The sequence below is a fragment of the Sphingomonas sp. NBWT7 genome (genome assembly GCF_014217605.1).
GTDB lineage: Bacteria > Pseudomonadota > Alphaproteobacteria > Sphingomonadales > Sphingomonadaceae > Sphingomonas.
Map to the genome: position 1 here is coordinate 1,549,145 of NZ_CP043639.1, position 19,381 is coordinate 1,568,525.

Annotated in this window: 21 protein-coding genes; 5 read left to right on the plus strand and 16 right to left on the minus strand. The window is 67.6% G+C overall.

Going from position 1 to position 19,381, the window contains the following annotated elements; genetic code table 11:
- Nucleotides 1-16: 16 nt before the first annotated feature.
- The 8 genes from F1C10_RS16680 to F1C10_RS07795 form a co-directional block, all read right to left on the minus strand.
- Nucleotides 17-145 (minus strand): hypothetical protein, encoded by a 129-nt coding sequence (locus F1C10_RS16680; protein WP_256926567.1) that lies wholly within the window; start codon nucleotides 143-145, stop codon nucleotides 17-19.
- The gene (locus F1C10_RS07765; RefSeq protein ID WP_185209915.1) at nucleotides 135-1,556 is read right to left on the minus strand and encodes a UDP-N-acetylmuramoyl-L-alanyl-D-glutamate--2,6-diaminopimelate ligase; all 1,422 of its coding nucleotides are present in this window, start codon (nucleotides 1,554-1,556) and stop codon (nucleotides 135-137) included. The genes F1C10_RS16680 and F1C10_RS07765 overlap by 11 nt, the downstream gene beginning before the upstream one ends.
- Entirely contained in the window at nucleotides 1,553-3,280 is a 1,728-nt protein-coding gene (locus tag F1C10_RS07770; RefSeq protein ID WP_374939374.1) for a peptidoglycan D,D-transpeptidase FtsI family protein, read from the minus strand. Before F1C10_RS07770 ends, F1C10_RS07765 begins: the two co-directional genes overlap by 4 nt.
- Complete coding sequence (locus F1C10_RS07775) at nucleotides 3,277-3,963, minus strand: hypothetical protein (protein ID WP_185209916.1); 687 nt, start codon at nucleotides 3,961-3,963, stop codon at nucleotides 3,277-3,279. The genes F1C10_RS07770 and F1C10_RS07775 overlap by 4 nt, the downstream gene beginning before the upstream one ends.
- On the minus strand, nucleotides 3,964-4,971 hold the full coding sequence (gene rsmH, locus F1C10_RS07780; protein WP_374939375.1) for a 16S rRNA (cytosine(1402)-N(4))-methyltransferase RsmH: 1,008 nt from the start codon (nucleotides 4,969-4,971) through the stop codon (nucleotides 3,964-3,966).
- Complete coding sequence (locus F1C10_RS07785) at nucleotides 4,968-5,471, minus strand: division/cell wall cluster transcriptional repressor MraZ (RefSeq protein ID WP_185209917.1); 504 nt, start codon at nucleotides 5,469-5,471, stop codon at nucleotides 4,968-4,970. The genes rsmH and F1C10_RS07785 overlap by 4 nt, the downstream gene beginning before the upstream one ends.
- Nucleotides 5,472-5,793: 322 nt before the next feature.
- On the minus strand, nucleotides 5,794-6,078 hold the full coding sequence (locus F1C10_RS07790; protein ID WP_258043128.1) for a hypothetical protein: 285 nt from the start codon (nucleotides 6,076-6,078) through the stop codon (nucleotides 5,794-5,796).
- 48 nt (nucleotides 6,079-6,126) lie between these two features.
- Nucleotides 6,127-7,107 (minus strand): cysteine synthase A, encoded by a 981-nt coding sequence (locus tag F1C10_RS07795; RefSeq protein ID WP_185209918.1) that lies wholly within the window; start codon nucleotides 7,105-7,107, stop codon nucleotides 6,127-6,129.
- Between the two features lie 102 nt (nucleotides 7,108-7,209).
- On the opposite strand from F1C10_RS07795, the gene F1C10_RS07800 reads away from it, so the two are divergent.
- The 3 genes from F1C10_RS07800 to F1C10_RS07810 are packed head-to-tail and all read left to right on the plus strand — an operon-like array spanning nucleotide 7,210 to nucleotide 8,353.
- Nucleotides 7,210-7,479, plus strand: coding sequence for a type II toxin-antitoxin system VapB family antitoxin (locus F1C10_RS07800; protein WP_185209919.1), 270 nt, complete (start codon nucleotides 7,210-7,212; stop codon nucleotides 7,477-7,479).
- Entirely contained in the window at nucleotides 7,476-7,868 is a 393-nt protein-coding gene (locus F1C10_RS07805) for a type II toxin-antitoxin system VapC family toxin (protein ID WP_185209920.1), read from the plus strand. Before F1C10_RS07800 ends, F1C10_RS07805 begins: the two co-directional genes overlap by 4 nt.
- Entirely contained in the window at nucleotides 7,865-8,353 is a 489-nt protein-coding gene (locus F1C10_RS07810) for a DNA-deoxyinosine glycosylase (RefSeq protein WP_185209921.1), read from the plus strand. Before F1C10_RS07805 ends, F1C10_RS07810 begins: the two co-directional genes overlap by 4 nt.
- Before the next feature lie 28 nt (nucleotides 8,354-8,381).
- On the opposite strand, the gene F1C10_RS07815 is transcribed toward F1C10_RS07810, so the two are convergent.
- Nucleotides 8,382-9,086: a glutathione S-transferase N-terminal domain-containing protein gene (locus tag F1C10_RS07815; protein WP_185209922.1), complete on the minus strand. Its 705-nt coding sequence runs from the start codon at nucleotides 9,084-9,086 to the stop codon at nucleotides 8,382-8,384.
- Between the two features lie 183 nt (nucleotides 9,087-9,269).
- Between F1C10_RS07815 and F1C10_RS07820 the strand changes: the two genes are divergently transcribed.
- Entirely contained in the window at nucleotides 9,270-9,839 is a 570-nt protein-coding gene (locus tag F1C10_RS07820) for a hypothetical protein (RefSeq protein WP_185209923.1), read from the plus strand.
- A 268-nt stretch (nucleotides 9,840-10,107) separates the two neighbouring features.
- Here the strand turns inward: F1C10_RS07820 and F1C10_RS07825 are convergent, their stop codons facing one another.
- From F1C10_RS07825 to F1C10_RS07855, 7 genes are all read right to left on the minus strand, one after another.
- Entirely contained in the window at nucleotides 10,108-10,326 is a 219-nt protein-coding gene (locus F1C10_RS07825) for a DUF2945 domain-containing protein (RefSeq protein WP_185209924.1), read from the minus strand.
- 86 nt (nucleotides 10,327-10,412) lie between these two features.
- On the minus strand, nucleotides 10,413-13,151 hold the full coding sequence (gene alaS, locus F1C10_RS07830; protein WP_185209925.1) for an alanine--tRNA ligase: 2,739 nt from the start codon (nucleotides 13,149-13,151) through the stop codon (nucleotides 10,413-10,415).
- A gap of 54 nt (nucleotides 13,152-13,205) precedes the next feature.
- Complete coding sequence (locus tag F1C10_RS07835) at nucleotides 13,206-14,432, minus strand: sulfotransferase (protein ID WP_185209926.1); 1,227 nt, start codon at nucleotides 14,430-14,432, stop codon at nucleotides 13,206-13,208.
- A gap of 443 nt (nucleotides 14,433-14,875) precedes the next feature.
- The gene (locus F1C10_RS07840) at nucleotides 14,876-15,295 is read right to left on the minus strand and encodes a hypothetical protein (RefSeq protein WP_185209927.1); all 420 of its coding nucleotides are present in this window, start codon (nucleotides 15,293-15,295) and stop codon (nucleotides 14,876-14,878) included.
- 4 nt (nucleotides 15,296-15,299) lie between these two features.
- Nucleotides 15,300-15,599 carry a hypothetical protein gene (locus F1C10_RS07845; protein ID WP_185209928.1) on the minus strand — a complete coding sequence of 100 codons (300 nt, stop codon included), beginning with the start codon at nucleotides 15,597-15,599 and terminating at the stop codon, nucleotides 15,300-15,302.
- A gap of 49 nt (nucleotides 15,600-15,648) precedes the next feature.
- Nucleotides 15,649-16,071 (minus strand): hypothetical protein, encoded by a 423-nt coding sequence (locus F1C10_RS07850; RefSeq protein ID WP_185209929.1) that lies wholly within the window; start codon nucleotides 16,069-16,071, stop codon nucleotides 15,649-15,651.
- Nucleotides 16,072-16,295: 224 nt separating this feature from the next.
- Nucleotides 16,296-17,552, minus strand: coding sequence for a Xaa-Pro peptidase family protein (locus F1C10_RS07855; protein WP_185209930.1), 1,257 nt, complete (start codon nucleotides 17,550-17,552; stop codon nucleotides 16,296-16,298).
- 293 nt (nucleotides 17,553-17,845) lie between these two features.
- Here F1C10_RS07855 and F1C10_RS07860 point away from each other — a divergent pair, with 293 nt between their 5' ends.
- Nucleotides 17,846-19,195 carry a dicarboxylate/amino acid:cation symporter gene (locus F1C10_RS07860; protein ID WP_185209931.1) on the plus strand — a complete coding sequence of 450 codons (1,350 nt, stop codon included), beginning with the start codon at nucleotides 17,846-17,848 and terminating at the stop codon, nucleotides 19,193-19,195.
- The last annotated feature ends 186 nt before the right edge of the window (nucleotides 19,196-19,381 follow it).

The following is a 19,381-nucleotide window of genomic DNA, read 5'->3' on the forward strand; positions in this document are numbered from 1 at the left end:
CGGCGCGCGTCGCCGCTCAACGCAGCCCGCTGACGCTGTCGCCCGTCACCAGCTCGTAGCGCAGGCCGAGCGTGCGCCGCTCGCGCGGCTTCTTGTCGGCGTCGCTCACCGCGGGCTTGGATGGAACAACGAACTTACGCTTCACCTGCAACCTCCCTGGCTACGCTTACATCGTCGAACGGCAGGACGAGATCGCCGACGATCTGCCCCTGCTCGTGTCCCTTGCCCGCGATCAACACGATATCGTCCGCCCCGGCCTGGCTGATCGCCAACCGGATCGCGCCGCGCCGGTCACCGTGCTCGATCGCGCTCGGTGCGCCTTTCAGGATATCGGCGCGGATCGCGGCGGACTGCTCGCTGCGCGGATTGTCGTCGGTAACGATCGCCACATCGGCCAGCGCCGCGGCGACCGCGCCCATCGGCTCGCGCTTGCCCTGGTCGCGGTCGCCGCCGGCGCCGAACACCAGGATCAACCGCCCGGTGACGTGCGGGCGCAGCGCCGCGATCGCCGCCTCCAGCGCGTCGGGTGTGTGCGCGTAATCGACGTAGACCGGCGCGCCGCTCGCGGTGATGACGGCGCGCTCCAGCCGACCTCTGACGGGCTGCAACCGCGCGAGCCCGGCGATCGTCTGCGCCACATCGCCGCCGGTCGCGATCACCAGCCCCGCCGCGACCAGCGCGTTCGCCGCCTGATACGCGCCGATCAGCGGCAGCGTCACGCGATGCTCGCGGCCCTCGGCGGCGATCACCAGCCCTTGCCCGAGCAGCGTCGGATCGCGCGATACCAGGCGCAGGTCGTCGCCATGCTCGCCCACCGTCAGCAGCCGGTTGCGCCGCTGTCGCGCCAGATCGATCACGCGTTCGGACTGCGGATCGTCCGCCCACACCACCGCGGTACCATCATCGGCGAGCACTTCGGAGAACAGCCGCAGCTTGGCGGTGAAATAAGCCGCCATGTCGCCGTGATAGTCGAGGTGGTCGCGGCTGAGGTTGGTGAACGCCGCCGCCGATACGCGCAGCCCCTCGGTGCGGTATTGCGTCAGCCCGTGGCTCGATGCCTCGAACGCAAGGTGAGTTACGCCCTCACGCGCCAGCCCCGCGACGTTCGACAGGAAAGTGACGACGTCGGGCGTCGTCAGCCCGGTCGTCACGCGCTCGTCGCTGGTAGTGACCCCCAGCGTCCCGATCGACGCTGCGTGCTCGCCGGCCATGTTCCACAATTGCCGCGTCAGCTCGACGGTGGAGGTCTTGCCGTTGGTCCCCGTCACCGCAACGCAGGTCGCGGGAAACGGCGCGAAGAATTGCGCGGCGAGATCGGCGAAGCGCGCGCGCGGATTGTCGGACACGATATGCACCGCGCCCTCGACGGTCGCGCCGCGCCGCGCGACCACAGCGATCGCACCAGCCGCGATCGCCGCCGGGATGAAATCCTCGCCATTGACGCGCGCACCCTCGAACGCGCCGAAGATCGTCCCCGGCGCCACCTTGCGGTGATCGATCGCGAAGCCGGTGACGCTCGCGTCGGCATCGCCGCCGATCATCGCGCCGAGCTTCATTCGCCTTCGACCTTCTTGTCGCCCGGCGCGTGCCACAGCAGCCCCTGCAGGTCGCGCATGTCGATGTCGCGCTGCGCATCGGGGATCACCCCCAGCATCGCGCCGGTGCGGCTGATCACCCGGCTGACGACGGGCGCGGCGGTATAGGCCGCGGTCGTCTGGAACGAATTCGCCTCTACCCGCTTCGGGCTGTCCATCATCGTCAGCACCACGTAGCGCGGCGCATCCATCGGGAAAGCAGCGGCAAAGGTCGACACGTTGCGGTTGCGCGCATAGCCGCCGGCCTCGGCCGCTTCGGCGGTGCCGGTCTTGCCGCCGACGCGATAGCCCGGCGCCTCCGCCTTGCGCCCCGTACCGTCGGTTACGATCAGCCGCAGCAGCTGGCGCAACCGCACGCTCGTCGTCTCCTTGATCACGCGCCGGCCCTTGGGCGCATGGCCCGGCGCCACCTTCAACAGCGTCGTCGGGCGCCAGATCCCGCCGTTGACCAGCGTGGCATAAGCGTTGGCGAGATGCAGCGGCGTCACCGCGATACCGTGGCCGTAGGCGGTCGTCATCACCGTGGTGCGCGCCCAGTAATGCGGCCACAGCGGTCGACCCTTCTCGATCAGCTCGATATCGGGTTTGGTATCGAAGCCCATCTTGCGGAACATCGCCTGCATCCGCGCCGCGCCGATCTCGTCGGCGATCCGCGCTGTCGCGATGTTGGACGAATGGATCAGCGTTTCCGGAATGTTGAGCCAGCGGTTCTGCGCGTGGTCGTCCTTGATCTTGAACCGGCCGACCTGCAGCGGCGCGGTCGCATCGAAGCGGCGCGACATGTCGGTAACGACGCCGGTGTCGATCGCGGTCGCCATCGCGATCGGCTTGAACGCCGATCCCAGCTCGTACACGCTCTGCGTCACCGTGTTGCGCAGCTGTTCGCTGCCCGCCATGCCGACGCGATTGGGGTTGAACAGCGGCAGCGACACCATCGAGATCACCTCTCCGGTATCGACGTCGAGCACCACGCCCGCCGCAGCGCGCGCCTGCATCTCCGCCATCGCGCGGCCGAGCTCGCTCTCCATCGCCGCCTGGACGCGGCTGTCGATCGACAGCGCCACCGGCGTTCCCGACAGCGCCGGATTGGTCAGCCGCTCGTCGAGCGCGCGCTCCATCCCCAGCCGGCCGTGCACCGTCGGGTCCTTCTGCGTCGTGCCGATATAGCCCAGCACGTGCGCCGCCATCGTCGACTGCGGATACAGCCGCTGCGTCTCGCGCTCGAACACGATGCCAGGCTCGCCGATCGCGTTCACCGCCTGCACCAGCGCGGGCGACGCGCGACGGTTGAGGTAGGTGAAATTCACCGGCCGGGTGATCATGCGATAGAAATAGGCCTGATCACCCGTATCGGGCATCAGGTCCGCCAGCCGCTTGGCGATTTCGTTGCGGTCGCCCAGCAGTTTCGCCGGGTGCACCCCGATCGTCCACGCATCGATCGTGCGCGCCAGCTGCTGGCCGTTGCGATCGACGATATCGCCGCGCGGCGCGGTCGCGATCGCTGCCACCCGCCGCGGCCCGGCATCGAGCGCCAGCATCGCCAGCCGCCCGATGATCAGCAGCACGCCCGCGCCGAACAGCAGCATCAGCATCATCAGCCGCTGGTGCTGCGTCGCGAGCAGCGCTTGGCGCTGCTCGTTGGCGCGCATCGGGCGCGCGGCCTGCCGGGCGGCGAGCGTGCTCAACGAAGCCGGCTCGTCTCGGAGCGCGCGCCGCTCAGCAGATCGCCCAGCGTCGTGTCGCTCAGCAGCGACTTGTCGAGCATCGCCACCGCGCGCGCCTTGCGGATCGACGCGGCGGGCGGCGCGCTCACCATCGCTACCGCCTTGATCGCAGCCACGCGGCCGAGCTGCTCCTGCGCGCGCGGCTGCGTCACCGGCATTGCGACGCGCACGCTGGTCGGCCGCGGCGCGGGCGTACGCGCGGCAACCTTCACCAGCGTGGCGGGCGCAGCGGCGGGCGCCTCGTCGATCACGGCGGGGGCGGTCGGCACGACGTCGCCGAGCCGCGACGGCACGATCAGCTGCGCGGTGCGCACGTCGCCCTCGCCCGCGCCGAAGCCTGGCTGGCCGGGGCGGAAGCTGATCGCCGCCAGCTGCCCCTCGTCGCGCACGAACTGACCTGCGGTCGGCGCCACCAGCGCCAGCGTGTCACCGTTCCACCGCTCGAGCTGCGCCAGATTGGCGCGCACGTCGAACTCGGTCTCCAGCGCGCGGATGTCGCGCTCGGCCGCGCTGATCTTGGCATCCACCTGCGCCAGTCGCTTGCGCTCGGCCGCCACCTGCAGGCTGACGAGATAGAAGCTCAGCGACACGATCACCACGCCGCCGAACCACCCAAGTCCCTTTAATCGATACGCCGCCGTCATCTACTCGTCTCCACTCGCCGGCCCGCCCGCCATGCCTGCCTGTCTGTCGTCGCCCCGCCACGCCGGCGCATCGGTGCGACGCGCGGTCCGCAAGGTCGCGGAGCGCGCGCGCGGATTGCGCGCCACCTCCGCCGCGCCCGCGCGCACCGCGCGGGCCGTAATCTCGAACGTCGCCGCGCGCGCGGCGACGGCTGCCGGGCGATGCCGCGATCCCGCCGGCGTCGCGCCGCTGCGCTCGCGCAGGAAGCGCTTCACCATGCGATCTTCCAGCGAGTGGAAGCTCACCACCGCCAGCCGTCCGCCCGGCGCCAGCACGCGCTCGGCCGCCTCAAGGCCCGCGGCCAGCTCCTCCAGCTCGCGATTCACATGGATGCGGATCGCCTGGAACGCGCGCGTAGCCGGATCCTTCTTGTCGTGCGGCCGGTGCCCCAGCGCCTTGCGCACGACGCGCGCCAGATCGCCCGTCGTCGTCAGCGGCCGCGCGGCGACGATCGCACGCGCCACGCGGCGCGACTTGGGCTCGTCGCCGTAGCGCCACAGCACGTCGGCGATCTCGGCTTCGTCGGCGGTGTTGAGGAAATCCGCCGCGCTCTCGCCCGCCTGGCTCATCCGCATGTCGAGCGGGCCGTCCTGTTGGAACGAGAAGCCGCGCGCCGCCTGATCGAGATGCATCGATGACACGCCGATATCCATCGTCACGCCGTCGACCGCATCGACGCCGATCGCCGCCAGTTCGCGATCGAGCCGCGAGAATTCGGTGGGGACGAGCGTCAGCCCCGCCTCGGCAGCCTCCAGCGCGCGCCCGTTGGCGATCGCGTCGGGATCGCGGTCGAACGCGAACACGCGCGCGCCCCGGTCGAGTAGCGCGCGGCTATAGCCGCCGGCGCCGAACGTCGCATCGACCATCGTCTCGCCCGCCGCCGGCGCCAGCGCCTCGATCACCTCGTCGAGCAGGACAGGGATGTGCGGCGTCTCGGGGACAGCAGCGTCGGCGATGGGGGCGCTCACAGCGTGATCCCCTTGTCGCGGCACATGATGGTCGCATGCCGCTTCACCATCTCGTCGACGCCGTCGTGTGCCACCAGCGCACGCGGGTCCCAGATCATGAAGCTCTCGTAATCGCCCAGGAAGAAGGCGATGTCGCTGATTCCGGCAAGTTCGCGCTCGGCCGCGGGCAGGATGAAGCGGCCGCTGCCGTCGAACGGCACCGGCTCTACCGATGCGCCGCGCATGCGGGGGGCGTAATAGGCGGCTGATCCGATCGCCGCATTGGCCTCGGCCTGGCGCTGAATCAGCTGCGATTTGGCGAAATCGAGATAGCCGCGATCGTGCGCGATCAGGCAGGGAAAATCGGGGTGGACGCCGACCAGCACGGTCCCGCCATCCTTGCCATCGGGGCGCGGCGCATTCTGTGCCAGCGCGGCGCGCAGGGTGTTTGGAATGGCGACGCGGCCCTTGTCATCGACAAGGCCAACCCCCTTTCCAAGATAATTCACCCGTTCCGACACGCCCACCTCGCACAAGGCGCGCAAGACCTCCCCGTTCCGAAAAGCAGTTCCCACTGCCCCCGGTTGCCGCCCTCGACAAAAAACAGTGGTCCTGCCCCTCTGTCAGTTGATTGGTATCAACAGACCTCGGGGATGAAAAGGGAAATTCGGGGAGAAACGGGGAAACGGGATCAGTCTGGCGGGAAAGCGTTGCGCCCTTGCGACAGCGGTCGGCCGTGTTCCACCTAGGTTCCGGTCGAAGAAAATCCGAAATGCATGCTTCTGGTGCGACTCGTTGCACCGTCCCCGGATTTCCCCGACAATGCCGGTTCGACATCCGCGATCATTGTGCCGGCTCCTTCGCCGCATTCGATTCGGCGGCACTGGGCGCGACACCCAGTTCGGCGAGCGGTTCGTTGGCCGGATCGGCCGCCTGCGTCGAATTGACGACGGTCATGTTGGCAACGACCGCCGCCTGCGGCGCACCCGCGGCAGTGATCGGCCGCTCGCGGTTGGCAGAGCTGAAGATCGCGCTGGCGAGCCCGATCAGGAGGACGACCGCGGCGAGGCCGACCATGCCGACCTTCACGCGCTGCATCGTCTGGCTTGGTGGTGCGACAGACTTCATTTTGCCGCGCATCGTTAACGGGTCGTCGCAGCTTTGTCGAATGCACGATCAGTCACGGGCGGGTGCCAAACCTTTGGTCGAGCGCCACGCCGGGTTGTAGAGACTCGACAGGTAGCGAAAGCCGGTATCGCAGAGGATGGTGGCGACGCGCTTGCCCGGCCCCAGATGCTTGGCCAGCCGAACCGCACCGGCGACGTTGATGCCCGACGACAGGCCAAGGCAAAGCCCCTCCTCCTTCAGCAGCCGGTCGACCCAAACCAGCCCCTCGTCGTCGGCGATGCGGAACTGCGTGTCGATCGGTGCACCCTCGAGATTGCCGGTGATCCGCCCTTGCCCGATCCCCTCAGCGACCGACGATCCTTCGCTCTTCAATTCGCCGTTGGCGTAATAGTTGAACAGCGCGGCGCCGTGCGGATCGCTCAGCGCGATCGTCACGCGCTCGTCCTTCTCCTTCAGACCCAGCCCGACGCCGGCGATCGTCCCGCCGGTTCCCGCCGCGCAGGTGAAGCCGTCGAGCCGCCCGTCCATCTGGTTCCAGATCTCCTCCGCGGTGCCGACGATATGCGCGCGGCGGTTGGCGATATTGTCGAACTGGTTGGCCCAGATCGCGCCGGGCGTCTCCTCGGCGATGCGGCGCGACTGATGGACGAAGTGGCACGGGCTCGAATAGGGCGCCGCGGGCACCGTCACCAGCTCGGCGCCGAGCGCGACCAGCGTGTCCATCTTTTCCTTCGATTGCGTGTCGGGCATGACGATGATCGTGCGATAGCCCTTGGCATTGGCGACCAGCGCCAGCCCGATCCCGGTGTTTCCGGCAGTCCCCTCGACGATCGTCCCGCCCGGCTGCAATGCCCCGCGCGCCTCCGCATCCTCGACGATGAACAAAGCCGCGCGATCCTTCACGCTCGCGCCGGGATTGGCGAATTCGCATTTGCCGAAGATGTCGCACCCCGTCGCCTCGCTCGGCCCCTTCAACCGGACAAGCGGAGTGTGGCCGATGAGCGAGAGCGTGTCGTTGGCAATATGCATCGCACCTAGATGGCGCGCGGGCCCCCGGGCGGCAACCGCCGACCGACTTTGTTGTCGCATAGCGCAGCGCATGGTAGAACGACCGCGCGATGGAGGTATAACGTGGGCGTCCAACTCAACATCAAGGATCCGGAAACCGTCCGGCTCGCCCGCGCGCTCGCCGACGCAACAGGCAAGTCGGTGACCGAGACGATCCGTGCCGCGCTGGAGAGCGTGCAGCAGCAACGTTTGCACCTAGATCGGCAGAAACAAGATCGGGTTACCGCTGCCATTGCCGACGTCCGCCGTCACTTGCCTACCGCGTGGCATTCGATGACATCCGCGCAGGTCATCGACAGCGTGTACGGAGAGGATGGATCGTTCGCCCAATGATCGTCGACACCTCGGCGATCATGGCGATCGTTCTCGACGAGCCCGAGAAAGCGTCGTTCCTCGATGCTATGTTCCGAGCCGATCGCACGACCATGTCGGCAGGTTCGTGGCTTGAGCTCGAGGCGGTAGTCACCCGGCGCGGTACTCCGGCCCTGGCGCAAGCGGTGGAGCGTCTGCTGGAAGCGCTCGAGATCGAGATCGTCGGGCTATCATACGCCCAAGCGCTGCTGGGGCGCGACGCCTATCGTCGCTATGGCCGGGGCACCGGCCACCCCGCCGCGCTGAATTTCGGCGACTGTTTCGCCTACGCGCTCGCCAAGGACACCGGCCGCCCGCTGCTGTTCAAAGCCGATGATTTCGCCCGGACCGACGTCACACCCGCCGCGTGACCGTCAAAGCCTCCTTCCCGCCGGTCGCGCGGCCTGACGCGCGCGTGCTGATCCTCGGCAGCCTGCCCGGGGACCGCAGCCTCGCGCAACAGCGCTATTACGCGCATCCGCAGAATCAGTTCTGGCACCTGCTCGCGCCGATCGTCGGGCACGATCTGCCGGCGCTATCGTACGACGATCGCCTCGCGGCGCTGATCGCCGCGCGGATCGCGCTGTGGGACGTCGTCGCCACTGCCCGGCGCGTCGGCAGCAGCGATGCCGCGATCCGCGATGCCGCCGCCAACGATCTGCCCGCGCTACTCGATCGCCTGCCCGATCTGCGCGCGGTGGCGTTCAACGGCGGCAGCGCGCTGGCGATCGGCCGGGCGCTCGTCGCCGATCGGTCGGTCGCGATCCTCGCGCTGCCATCGTCAAGCCCGCTGCACACGATCGGCCGCGCTGCCAAGCAACCCGCCTGGAATGCGATCGCCGACCATCTTGCCTAGCGCGGGCGGGCCCTGCGACACGCAGCGGCTAGTCGCGCGCCGGTATCTTCAACCCGCGCTGCACCGCCGGCCGCGCGAGTCCGCGCTCCAGCCACGCCGCGACATTCCGATGCTGTTCGAACCCGGTAATCGCGCCCGCCTCGTAGAAGTTGACGAGGCCGTTGACCCAGCCAAGCATGGCGATGTCGGCAATCGTATAGTCGTCACCCATGAACCATGTGCGTCCGTCGAGCGCCGTGTCCATCACCCCCAGCAGCCGCTTGGTCTCATCAACGTAGCGCTGCAGCGGGCGCTTGTCCTCCCACTCCTTACCCGCGAACTTGTGAAAGAAGCCCAGCTGCCCGAACATCGGCCCGACGCCGCCCATCTGGAACATCACCCACTGCACCGTCTGCCACCGCCGCGCGGCATCCGCCGGCAGAAAGCGCCCTGTCTTGTCGGCAAGGTACAACAGGATCGCCCCACTCTCGAACAGCGCGAGCGGCGCACCGTCCGGCCCATCGGGATCGAGGATCGCCGGAATCTTGCCGTTGGGATTGAGTGACAGGAATTCGGGCGACTTCTGATCGTTGCTGGCGAAATCGATCAGATGGGCGTCGTACGGCAGGCCCGTCTCTTCAAGCATGATCGATACCTTGACCCCGTTGGGCGTCGGCAAACCGTAATATTGCAAGTGGTCTGCATGTTTCGGCGGCCAGCGCCGCGTGACTGCATAAGTCGAAAGGTCGGCCATTCTCTCTCTCCGTCAGTTGTTCATCTACTATTCAGTCGATGCGCAACGAAGCGCATTTCTGCTATCTTGCTTCTCTGTCTACTCCATTCACCGGACCAAGAAGCCGATCCATCGCGCGTCGCTTGCAAGGAACCCTGTTGCGGCACCCTCGTTGCCTACGTGATGCACCAACAAGGAGTTTTTATGCACCGTTACGCATTCGTCCTGCTCGCCGCGACGCCGCTTGCCGCACACGCACAGACTGCCGCGCCGGCACCGACAACGGCCCCGGCAGCACAGACCGCACCCGCCGCGGGCACGGCACCCGCCGCCACGGCCAGCGCTGCGCCGACGGTCGGCGCCACCATCTATGACGCACAGGGCGGCGTCGTTGGCACGATCGCGTCGACCGACGGGACCAGCGCGGTCGTCGATACCGGCGCCAACAAGGCCGCCGTGCCGCTGACGTCGTTCGGCACCAGTCCCAAGGGTCCGACGCTCGGCATGACCAAGGCGGAGCTTGACGCCGCCGCCGGCCAGGCGACCGCACAGGCGACCGCAGATTTCAAGTCGAAGCTCGTTGCCGGCACCACCGTCTACGGCACGGGCGGCGCCTCGCTCGGCACGATCAAGACAGTCGACGCGCAGTTCGTCACGCTGACGACGCCGAAGGGCGACGCCAAAATCCCGGTCGGCTCGTTCGGCCCGGGCGCGCAGGGCGTCACCATCGGGATGACGGCGGCGCAGCTTCAGGCCGCGATGGGCGGCAAGTAACGCAAACTTACAGATCGCGGGGCGGGGCGGCACAGAGTGCCGCCCCGCACCTGCTTCGAGCAAGCTCTGCTCGGCTAGCAGCGCATATTGCCATCCTTGTGCAATGCGCGCGTTGGGCGCTGAACGGCTTCCGCCCTCCTCAAAAACTTACGACTTTGCGAGCGTTTTATGTTGGGTCGCACACCGCCTGTGCTGACCGTGTTTCGCGTTACGCACGCTTAAGCAACAACGGACGCGACATGAGCGCGACCCCGACGCAGCGCCGCGCTCAGCCTTTCTCGAGTTCCGAACCGCGCTTCAGCGCCTTGCCGCCGTCGTCCTGCGACACCTCATACGCCGGATTGTCCTTGGTCCCGTTCTTGACGACCTTAGATCCCTTGATCGTCCGCTGCACGCGCCGCTCAAATTTCTCCTCGACCTTGCCGTGCGCCTTGCCGTTGCCCCACGACCACGAGACCTTGTCACCCTTCTTGAAGCTGTTCGCCATTCATCGCCTCCTGTTGGAACAATGAACAACGCGGGCAACCGCGCGGGGCTGCACGCCGCCGCGCGGAATCAGCAAGGTCCGCTCAATCAGGCGACTTCCTTCGCCGCCTCCAGCGCCGCGCGCACCGCGGTGATTGCGTCGGCTGCCTTGGCGCCATCCGGCCCGCCGCCCTGCGCCATGTCGGGCCGGCCGCCGCCGCCCTGCCCGCCGACCGCTGCCACCGCGAGCTTGACGAGTTCCACCGCGCTCCACGTCGCGACCAGATCGTCGGTCACCCCGACGGCGACGGTCGCGCGGCCGTCGTTGACCGCCACCAGCGTCACGACACCCGATCCGATCCGCTTCTTCGCCTCGTCCACCGCGCCGCGCAGCCCCTTGGCCTCGAAGCCGTCGAGCACCTGTGCGACGAACGCCACGCCGCCGACCTTCTCGGGGCCCGCCGGCGCCGCACCGCCACCCCCGCCAAGCGCCAGCGCCTTCTTCGCTTCCGCCAGTTCGCGCTCCAGCCGCCGCCGCTCGTCGAGCAGCGCCGCGACACGCCCCGGTACCTCGTCCGGGGTCGTCTTGAGCGTCGCTGCCGCCTCGCGCAGCTTCTCGTCGCGCGTCGAAAGGTACGCCCGCGCCGCCTCGCCGGTCAGCGCCTCGACACGTCGCACGCCGGACGAGACCGCGCTCTCGCCGACCACCTTGAACAGCCCGATATCACCCAGCGCGTTGACGTGCGTGCCGCCGCACAGCTCGACCGAATAGGTCTTGCCGTCGTCGCCCGCGCCCATCGACACGACGCGCACCTCGTCGCCGTATTTTTCGCCGAACAGCGCCATCGCGCCCATCGCGATCGCGTCGTCGGGGGTCATCAGCAGCGTCGTCACCACGCCGTTCTGGCGGATCTTGGCGTTCACCGCCGCCTCGGCATCGGCGATCTCGCCCGCGTTCATCGCGCTCGAATGGCTCACGTCGAAGCGCAGCCGGTCGGGCGCGACGAGCGACCCCTTCTGCGCGACATGCGTGCCCAGTCGCTGGCGCAGCGCCTCGTGCAGCAGGTGCGTCGCCGAATGGTTCGCGCGGATCGCCGCGCGCCGCGCGACGTCGATCGACAGCTTCACCGTATCGCCGACTTTCACCTCACCGGTGTCGATCGTCGCGTGGTGCACCCACAGCTTGCCGAGCTGCTTCGACGTCTCCGCGACCGTCGCGGCCAGCCCGGCGTCGCTGCCGATCGTCCCGGCATCGCCCACTTGGCCGCCGCTCTCGCCGTAGAAGGGCGTCTGATTGACGATCACGTCGACCTGCTCGCCCGCGGTCGCCTTCTGCACCCGCGCGCCGTCCTTCACCAGCGCTAGCACCATGCCCTCGCCGGTATCGTTGGCGTAGCCGGTGAACTCGGTTGCGCCGATCTCCTCGACCAGATCGAACCACAGATCGTCGGATGCCTTCGCGCCCGATCCCTTCCACGCCGCGCGCGCGGCGCGCTTCTGCTCCGCCATCGCCGCGTCGAAGCCGGCGCGATCGACGCTGTAGCCTTGAGTTCTCAAAACATCTTCTGTGAGATCAAGCGGGAAGCCGTAAGTATCATAAAGCTGAAATGCGACATCACCTGGCAACCTGAGATCGGGCTCGGACATCTGCCGGATGCGATCTGGCTGCATCGGATCGTCGTTCATCCAATCTATGTAGTTTTGATGCTTCTGCCTGATGTAAGCCACTTGTCCGTTTAGAAGCTTCAGGCCCTTGTCGAGCGTCTGGCGGAAGCGCGTTTCCTCCTGTTGCAGCGTCGCCTCGATCAGCGGTTGCGCGCGCAGCAGTTCGGGATAGGCCGCGCCCATTTCGGCGACCAGCGCCGGGACCAGCCGGTGCATCAGCGGCTCCTTCGCGCCCAGGAGGTGCGCGTGGCGCATCGCGCGCCGCATGATCCGCCGCAGCACGTAGCCGCGCCCGTCGTTCGCCGGCAGCACACCATCCGCCACCAGGAAGCCCGAGGTACGCAGGTGATCGGCGATCACGCGATGGCTCGCCTGATTGTCGCCCGTCGTCGCGGTGTGCGTCAGCGCGCCCGACGCGGCGATCAGCGCCTTGAACGTGTCGGTATCGTAATTGTCGTGGACGCCCTGCATCACCGCCGCGATCCGCTCCAGCCCCATGCCGGTGTCGATCGACGGGCGCGGCAGATCGCCGACGATGCTGTCCGCCTCCTGCACGAACTGCATGAAGACGAGGTTCCAGATCTCGACGAAACGGTCGCCGTCCTCGTCCGGGCTGCCCGGCGGGCCACCCGCGATATGCTCGCCATGATCGTAGAAGATCTCGCTGCACGGCCCGCACGGGCCGTCGCTGCCCATCGCCCAGAAATTATCCTTGGTCGCGATGCGGATGATGCGGTGGTCGGGCAGTCCGGCGATCTTCTGCCACAGTTCGAACGCCTGATCGTCGGTGTGATAGACGGTTGCGGTCAGCTTGTCGGCCGGCAGCCCCCATTCCTTGGTCAGCAGCGTCCAGGCGTGGGTAATCGCCTGTTCCTTGAAGTAATCCCCGAACGAAAAATTGCCGAGCATCTCGAAGAAGGTGTGATGTCGCGCGGTATAGCCGACATTGTCGAGATCGTTGTGCTTGCCGCCCGCGCGCACGCACTTCTGCGACGAGGTCGCAGTGGAATACGGCCGGCTTTCCAACCCGGTGAACACGTTTTTGAACGGCACCATGCCCGCATTGACGAACATCAGCGTCGGATCGTTCTGTGGCACCAGCGGCGCCGATGGCACGATCGTGTGGCCGTTCGATCCGAAGTAATCGAGGAAGCTGCGGCGGATGTCGTTCGTCGAGGTCATGGCTGTGCGACTTAATCGCCCGATCGCACGCTGACTAGCGCCCTCCTGCGTGCGTCAGGCGGCCTGCAACGGGACGCTCGCGGCCCGGTCCGCGGCCGAACCCGCCAGCGCGGCGGCGACACCCGCCTCGGTCAGCCCGAAATCGCCCAGTGCGTAGCGGTGGCGCGACAGCCCGCCATGCTGCGGCCTATCTAGATAGCGCGCCATGCGTTCCTCGACGGTAACGGTCAGCGGCACGCCAAGCAGGCGGTAGACGCGGCGGATCTCACCGCGCCAGTCGCCGCCGACCGCCTCGAACCCGACGTCGATCTGCGCCACGTCCGCCGCCCGCCGCGCCCGCGCGGTACGCTCCTGCCGCAGCACGATCTTGCGCAGCCACTCGCGCCCGATCCAGTGCGGATCGACCGCGTCGCTCTGCGTGCGCATCTGGCTGTGTACCAGCGACGCCGACGATGCGACCGTCTCGCTCACCGGCCGGTCGAGACAGATCAGCCGCGCGTCGGGAAATACATCGACCACCGCCGCCAGGTCCTGCGTGAATTGCGGCAGCTTCAGCACCATCGGGCGATCGCCACGGTCGCGCCGAAGCCACGCGGTGATCTGCAGCAGCCGGCGGAACTCGGCATAGATCGGCCGCGTGTCGATCCGCTCGTTCAGCGCGGCGAAGCGCGGCACGCGCCACTGCGCCTCGAACGCCGATCCGAAAATCGATACGTTGTGAAAGCCGATCTCCTCGTCGGCCTGCGCCGTGCCGGTCGGGTGGATCGTCGCGAATTCGGGGTTGAGCCATTTGGCGCAGCGCAGCCCGAACCAGCCGCGCAGCCGCCGGTCGTCGATCGGCCCCAGCCGCCCGCTCGGCAACGGGTTCCAGCTCTCGAAGAAGCGTGTGTGGCCGAACCGCGGATCGCAGGCGAGCAGCCGCTGCATACGCGTACTGCCCGATCGCATTTGCCCGACGATGATGATCGGGCGGCGGATCGGCTGCGCGAGGATCTCGGGATAGCGGCGGCACCATTCCGCCATGCGTGCACGATTGGCGAGCGCGGCGACGATCTGTCCATGTGCGACGACGGTGCCGAGCGAGGTCAGCGCCGCCTCCTCGCGCAGCGCGTCGGCCAGCACGTCGAGCCGCGCGCGCCACGCACCGTCCGCGCCGAGGCCGCCTGCTCCCTTCTCGCGCCGTGCCGCCGCGATCAGCGCGTCACTCTCCAGGATCGGGCGCGTCGCCCAGCCCCGCGCCCAGGCATGATCAAGCAGTTCGTTGATGCGTGCGCGCCGCATCGCGGCAGGATCTTCGCCAGCGACAGGAGTGCGGCGTGGAGCGTCGGAAAGAAGGGCGGCCGGTGACACGGCGATAGCTGGCATCATCGGTGAACCGCCGACAATGCCATTTCGCTCCACGCCCTCCGGTCAACATGGCGTATAATATGGGAAATATGGATCAAGCCGGCCGGATTAGAAGGCAGAACGGCCGCCTTGATCACGTCGGAGCAGCCGTTTCCGGTCCGGATCAGACCGGCGAGGCGCCCATGAATCCGAGCGTGAGACGACGAGGCGCAGCGCTCGTGATCGCCGTGATGATGCCACCGATATTGATGTTGGTCCGTGCGACCGCGACGTTCTCGCCAATGCGACCTTCTGCCATCGAAGATCGACCAACCCTATCTGTCACGTCTCCCGCGACAGGCTCAGGCCCCGCCGCGCGAAGCAATAACGCACCGGCGTTACTTGGGCTCGCCGTTGACCGTGCGCTCGCGCGTGATGACGGGCTTCTCGCCGCGCTGCTTGTAGATCGTCATCGAATTGGACCGCACGTCGCCGTTCGGATTGACGTTGGTCATCGATCGCGAACGCGCGCGTTCATCGTCGTCACGCGCCGTCGCCGTGGACCGTTGGCGTGCCGTATTGTTCGCGGTGTTGAAGCGCGCGTTGGCGTCGGTCGTCGCGGTGCCGCCGTTCGCCGCCGCCGCATCCGCGGTGCCCGACACGCCAACGGTGTTGTCGCCGCTCATGCCGCTGCTCGTCGTGCCCGCAGAGACGTCACCGGTCGTCGGCGAGGACGTGCCCGCGCTGCTGCTGTTCGACTGCGCGCTTGCGGTGCCCCCCAGCATCAATGCCGGGGCAAGAAGAAGAAGGGTACGCATGATGTTACTCCCGTGTGGGTCGCTCATCGATCGTGATCGTGCAGCCGTTCGCGTCGCGCTTCACACTGACGGAGCGCGTCTTGCCGTCGGCGCTGCTGGTGCTGCTTGCCGACGATGTGCCGTTGCTCGATGACGAGGCGGAGACGTAACTGCTCGAGGAATGGCTGCCCGACGATCGCGAGCTTGCCTGTGCCGTGCTGGCCACGTCGTCATCGACCATGCTGGTCTCCACGCGCCCGTCGGCGAAATATTGCGTTTGCCGGCACTGCCCGGGGGCAGCCATGGCAAGCGCGAGGATCAGCATCGCTGACATGAAAGACGGGGGCGGGCCGCCTTGGCCCGCCCCCTCATCCTCAGTTCTGCGGATTGGTCTGCGGCGTCTGGGCGTTTGCCGAGCTGTCGCCGAAGACTTCGCCGGTCGAACCGTTGCGATCGGTCGAGCCATAGGCATCCACCGACGTGCCGCTCGACGTCGCACCGCTGCCGGTTGCGGTACCGCCGGCTGCGACGCCGCCGGTCGCCTTGGTGCGATCGGTGTAGATCGAACCCGCGCCGTAGGTCGACGACGAACTGCCCGGCTGGCGCTGCTCACGCTTCTGCATGCGGTCCATTCGCTTCTGCTGGCCCGTGCTCATCGTGCCGCCCGAGGCGCCACCGGCAACCGAGCCCTGCGGCGTCGATGCCGCCGCGCCGCCGCCGGCGGTCGTCTGGGCACCGGCAGTCGCGCTCAACAGACCAGCGGCAGCAACCGTCGCGAATATGGAAGTGATACGCATTGTACTCTCCGATATCTCGGCCCTCACACGAGGAGGACAGGCAGAGAAGCGAACGAGCCGCCGGAAGGTTCACCCAATCGCTAATAAAGTTGATTAACAAATGTCCATTTTTTAGCTGGCGAAGACTTTGCTAGGCCCCAAACATACCAGACGATCAGCGTGAAACAGTGCTGTATCGCTTTATCGTCATGACGCATGTGGAACATCATTAACGAGCAAATTCACTATACCGGTCGCTCGATGCTGGGGGGCGGCGTGCTGAACCAGCGCGGTCCGGCGCCGCTCATCCAGAAACAATCCTCTAACCGGACGCCGAACTTGCCGGGCAGGTAGATCCCGGGTTCGTTCGAGAAGCACATCCCCGCCGCCAACGGCGTCGCCTCGCCGTGGACGAGGTTGATTGGCTCATGCCCGTCCATGCCGATGCCGTGCCCGGTGCGATGCGACGTCCCCGGCAGCTTGTAGCGCGGGCCGTAGCCCCAGCTCTCGTACCGTCGCCGCACGGCGTCGTCGATCGCACCCGCCAGCGCGCCGATCGTCGCCGCCGCCAGCGCCACCCGCTGCCCCTGCGCCACTTGGTCCCACACCCGCCGCTGCTCCGCGGTGGCACTGCCATGCACCCAGGTGCGCGACACGTCGGACTGATAGCCCTGCACGGTGCAGCCGCAATCCATCAGCACGACCTGCCCCTCACCCACGCGGTGCACCTCGCGGCTGCCGTGCGGATAGGCCGATGCCTCGCCGATCAGCGCCATCGAGAATTCGGGCTCGCCGCCCAACTGCCGCGTCGCCGCGGTCATCAGCGCGCCCACCTGCGGCCCCGTCATCCCCTTCTCGACGCGCGGGTGCAGCCAGCGATACGCCGCGACCGTCACGTCGGTCGCCTGCTGCATCAGCGCGATCTCGGCCGGCGTCTTGATCATCCGGCAGCCGCGCACCACCGGATTGGCGGATACCAGCTGCACATTGGGCAACGCGCGGCGCAGCCCGTCGCTCGCGAAGAAGCGCACCGTTTCCTCGATGCCGACCGGCTGCCGGTCGAGCCCGCGCTCCTTCAGGAAGCCTGCGATCAGCCGCAGCGGATCCTCGTCCTCCTGCCACACGCGCACCTCCGCCGGGATGCCCAGCGTCTCGCGGACTGACGGTTCCTCGAAGAACGGAGTCACGATCAGCGCCTCGCCCTCGACCGGGATCAGCGCCGCGGTCAGCCGCTCGCTGCGGCTCCAGCGCACGCCGGTGAAATAGGTCTGGCTCGATCCCGGCTCGATCAGCACCGCGCCGATCCCGTTCGTGCGCATCAGCGCCTGCGCCCGCGCAACCCGCGCGGCGCGCTCGGCGGCGCCGATCGGCACCGCGCCCGTCGTGATGTCCTTCAGCCCGGCCAAATCCGGCTCCGCGGCGCGGAGCACCCCCGCCACGGCAAGCATCGGAAAGGCGGCGGCGGCGGTCAGCACGCCGCGACGAGTAGGGGTAAAGCGCATGAGATCTTTCTGGCACGGGAAGCGGGCGGCCACAAATTGCGCCGCTACCTATCGGACGTAGCGCATCCCAGCCCAATCACCTCTGAAGACGCGTCCCACAGGCAATCCAGATCCGGTCGCTTTGCCCGGACCGCCGCCGCCATACGGTCACTGCCGCGTCCCTCGCTAGCGGTACCGAGCGCCCACCGGGCTTGACCTTCGCGCCTCAATCCCGTTCACCTTCCCCCCACCATCCCGCACCCGTTCGCTCCCGAGCCTGAACGGAAAGCCGGGGCAGCAATCCGGGAGCATTCATGGCCAAGCGGCTGACCTTATTCATCCTTATCGGGCTTGCCGCGGGCGTCGTGCTCGGCCTGACGCTCAATGCCTCGATCGATGATGGATCGCCGGCCGCCGCCGCCCGCCTGTCCGAGATCGCCGGCTATTTCTCGATCGTCACCGCGGTGTTCCTGCGGCTGATCAAGATGATCATCGCCCCGCTCGTCTTCGCCACGCTGGTCGCCGGCATCGCGCACATGGGGGATACCACCGCGCTCGGCCGCATCGGCGGGCGCGCGCTCGGCTGGTTCATCGGCGCCAGCCTCGTCAGCCTCACGCTCGGCCTCATCCTCGTCAACCTGTTCCAGCCCGGCGTCGGGCTCGATTTCCCGATCCCCCCCGTCACCGCGGGCAGCGGCGTCGAACAGGCCGCGTTCAACCTAAAGGATTTCGTCACCCACGTCTTCCCCGCCTCGGGGATCGAGGCGATGGCGAAGAACGAGATCCTGCAGATCGTCATCTTCTCGATCTTCATCGGCGTCGCGATCACCGCAGTGGGCGAGAAAGCCGCCCCGCTGGTGCGCGGGATCGAGGCGCTGGTGCAGGTGATGCTCGTCGTCACCAACTACGTCATGCGCCTCGCGCCGATCGCGGTGTTCGCCGCGGTGACGGGCACGCTGGCGGAGCGCGGACCGTCGATCATCGGCAACCTCGCCTATTTCATGGGCACGTTCTACGTCGGCATCATCCTGCTGTGGCTGCTGCTGATCGCGGTCTGCTACGCGATCGTTGGCCGGCGCACGACGTTGCTCGTGCGCTACATCCGCGAGCCGCTGCTGCTCGCCTTCTCCACCGCCTCGTCGGAGGCCGCCTATCCCCGCACGCTGGAGGCGCTCGACAAGTTCGGCGTGCCGCCGCGCATTGCCAGCTTCGTGCTGCCCTTGGGCTACAGCTTCAATCTCGACGGCTCGATGATCTACATGACCTTCGCGACGATCTTCATCGCGCAGGCCTATGGCATCGATCTCAGTTTGGGGCAGGAAATCACCATGCTGTTGGTGCTGATGATCACCAGCAAGGGGATCGCCGGCGTGCCGCGGGCCAGCCTGGTGGTGATCGCCGCGACGCTCGGCTTCTTTAACATTCCCGAAGCCGGGCTGCTGCTGATCATCGGCATCGATCACTTCCTGGACATGGGGCGTAGCGCCACCAACGTCGTCGGCAATGCGGTGGCGAGCGCAGTCATCGCCAAGTGGGAGGGCCAGCTTGATCCGCTCGAGCCCGACGCCATCCCCGATCCCCGCGCCCCGGCGGGTCACGGCCCCGCGCATCCCACCGAAAGCTTCACCGAGACGCCGGCACTCGGCGGCGATCGACAAGGCTGACGCGGCCCCGATGGCGGCCCGCCGTCCGGCGGGCGATCGCGCAGGCCGATCGTCGCCGCCGAAATGCTGACGACGCGGTGATCTGACCCGGCGCCGGTAGTTCTCCGCAATGGGCGGCAGCCGTTCACGCCAGCCAAGGCGTCATCGGCACCTGCTGCCCCGGCAAGGTCGTCCACAGCCGGGCGC

Excerpts from the sequence above, each read along its gene's own strand:
- F1C10_RS07765 (WP_185209915.1), bottom strand. The coding sequence starts at position 1,556 with ATGAAGCTCGGCGCGATGATCGGCGGCGATGCCGACGCGAGCGTCACC.
- F1C10_RS07775 (WP_185209916.1), bottom strand. The coding sequence starts at position 3,963 with ATGACGGCGGCGTATCGATTAAAGGGACTTGGGTGGTTCGGCGGCGTG.
- F1C10_RS07790 (WP_258043128.1), bottom strand. The coding sequence starts at position 6,078 with ATGAAGTCTGTCGCACCACCAAGCCAGACGATGCAGCGCGTGAAGGTC.
- F1C10_RS07795 (WP_185209918.1), bottom strand. The coding sequence starts at position 7,107 with ATGCATATTGCCAACGACACGCTCTCGCTCATCGGCCACACTCCGCTT.
- F1C10_RS07805 (WP_185209920.1), top strand. The coding sequence starts at position 7,476 with ATGATCGTCGACACCTCGGCGATCATGGCGATCGTTCTCGACGAGCCC.
- F1C10_RS07815 (WP_185209922.1), bottom strand. The coding sequence starts at position 9,086 with ATGGCCGACCTTTCGACTTATGCAGTCACGCGGCGCTGGCCGCCGAAA.
- F1C10_RS07820 (WP_185209923.1), top strand. The coding sequence starts at position 9,270 with ATGCACCGTTACGCATTCGTCCTGCTCGCCGCGACGCCGCTTGCCGCA.
- F1C10_RS07825 (WP_185209924.1), bottom strand. The coding sequence starts at position 10,326 with ATGGCGAACAGCTTCAAGAAGGGTGACAAGGTCTCGTGGTCGTGGGGC.
- alaS (WP_185209925.1), bottom strand. The coding sequence starts at position 13,151 with ATGACCTCGACGAACGACATCCGCCGCAGCTTCCTCGATTACTTCGGA.
- F1C10_RS07835 (WP_185209926.1), bottom strand. The coding sequence starts at position 14,432 with ATGCGGCGCGCACGCATCAACGAACTGCTTGATCATGCCTGGGCGCGG.
- F1C10_RS07840 (WP_185209927.1), bottom strand. The coding sequence starts at position 15,295 with ATGCGTACCCTTCTTCTTCTTGCCCCGGCATTGATGCTGGGGGGCACC.
- F1C10_RS07845 (WP_185209928.1), bottom strand. The coding sequence starts at position 15,599 with ATGCTGATCCTCGCGCTTGCCATGGCTGCCCCCGGGCAGTGCCGGCAA.
- F1C10_RS07850 (WP_185209929.1), bottom strand. The coding sequence starts at position 16,071 with ATGCGTATCACTTCCATATTCGCGACGGTTGCTGCCGCTGGTCTGTTG.
- F1C10_RS07855 (WP_185209930.1), bottom strand. The coding sequence starts at position 17,552 with ATGCGCTTTACCCCTACTCGTCGCGGCGTGCTGACCGCCGCCGCCGCC.
- F1C10_RS07860 (WP_185209931.1), top strand. The coding sequence starts at position 17,846 with ATGGCCAAGCGGCTGACCTTATTCATCCTTATCGGGCTTGCCGCGGGC.